Annotated in this window: 1 protein-coding gene; it reads right to left on the bottom strand. The window is 66.2% G+C overall.

Features of this window, described 5'->3' with window-relative positions; genetic code table 11:
* Window positions 1-1182 (bottom strand): UvrA family protein (locus DYI24_RS26615; protein ID WP_502706384.1); only part of this gene is annotated, 1182 nt, incomplete at its 3' end.
* Window positions 1183-1389: the final 207 nt, after the last annotated feature.

Here is a 1389-nt window from a genome sequence, read left to right as displayed (position 1 = left end):
CACGTTCTGGACCTTCTTGGGCAGGTCCTTCCACTTGGTGTCGAGCGTGAACTTGTAGTGCTTGCCGAGCGCGGTCAGCGTCTGCAGGTAGTACGGCGAGGACGACTTCGCCCATGGCGCGATCGCGCCTTTGCGCAAGCTGAGCTCCTTGTCGGGCACCACGAGGTCGGCGTCGATGTGCTGTTCGATGCCGAGGCCGCCGCATTCGGGGCAGGCGCCGTACGGGTTGTTGAACGAGAACAGCCTGGGCTCGATCTCCGGAATGGTGAAGCCGGATACCGGGCAGGCGAACTTCTCCGAGAACAGGATGCGCTCGGCACCGCTCTTGTCGTGGATCTTCGCGACCTTCTTGTCGGCCTTTTTCTTTTTGCCTTCGACATCGTCATGGCCGGGCTCAGCCGCCGGCGGCGCGGCGGGCGCGTCCGCAAACTCGATCACCGCCAGCCCCTCGGCCAGCTTCAGCGCGGTCTCAAAGCTCTCGGCGAGGCGCTGGCCGATGTCGGGGCGGACGACGATGCGGTCGACCACGACGTCGATATCGTGCGGGAATTTCTTGTCGAGCGTCGGCGCCTCGGCGAGCTCGTGGAACGCGCCGTCGATCTTGACGCGCTGGAAGCCCTTCTTCAGCCAGTCGGCCAGCTCCTTGCGGTACTCGCCCTTGCGGCCGCGGACCACCGGCGCCAGCAGATACAGCCGCGTTCCTTCCGGCAGCGCCAGCACGCGGTCGACCATCTGCGACACGGTCTGGCTTTCGATCGGCAGGCCGGTCGCCGGCGAGTAGGGCACGCCGACGCGGGCCCAGAGCAGGCGCATGTAGTCGTAAATCTCGGTGACGGTGCCGACGGTCGAGCGCGGGTTCTTCGAGGTGGTCTTCTGTTCAATCGAGATCGCCGGCGACAGGCCGTCGATCTGGTCGACGTCCGGCTTCTGCATCATCTCGAGGAATTGCCGGGCATAGGCCGACAGCGACTCCACGTAGCGGCGCTGGCCTTCGGCGTAGATGGTGTCGAACGCCAGCGACGACTTGCCGGAGCCGGACAGGCCGGTGAACACCACCAGCTTGTCGCGCGGAATGGTGACGTCGACGTTCTTGAGATTGTGCTCGCGGGCGCCGCGAATGGTGATGGCGGTCCGGCTCGAGGCCGCGGGGGTCTGACGCTTGGCCTTGATCACTTCGTCCATGCGGGTGTCCAGACGCGCGACAACGCGCCGGTTGGGGCGCGCGCCGGAGCGTCCGGGGCTGGCGCCGGTTGGGGCTGAGCCTGGAACATAGGAAGAACGCGACGCGATTGCCAGAGGCTGGCCGCCTCCATCAACCGGATTGTTGGCGATAAGGCGTGGGTGGCTGGGTTCCGCTGGGACCGAGCCGGGATGATCGCTTCTCCGCGG

This window comes from Rhodopseudomonas sp. BR0C11, assembly GCF_010820945.1.
Classification (GTDB): domain Bacteria; phylum Pseudomonadota; class Alphaproteobacteria; order Rhizobiales; family Xanthobacteraceae; genus Rhodopseudomonas; species Rhodopseudomonas palustris_H.
This window is presented reverse-complemented; position numbering and strand designations above follow the sequence as displayed.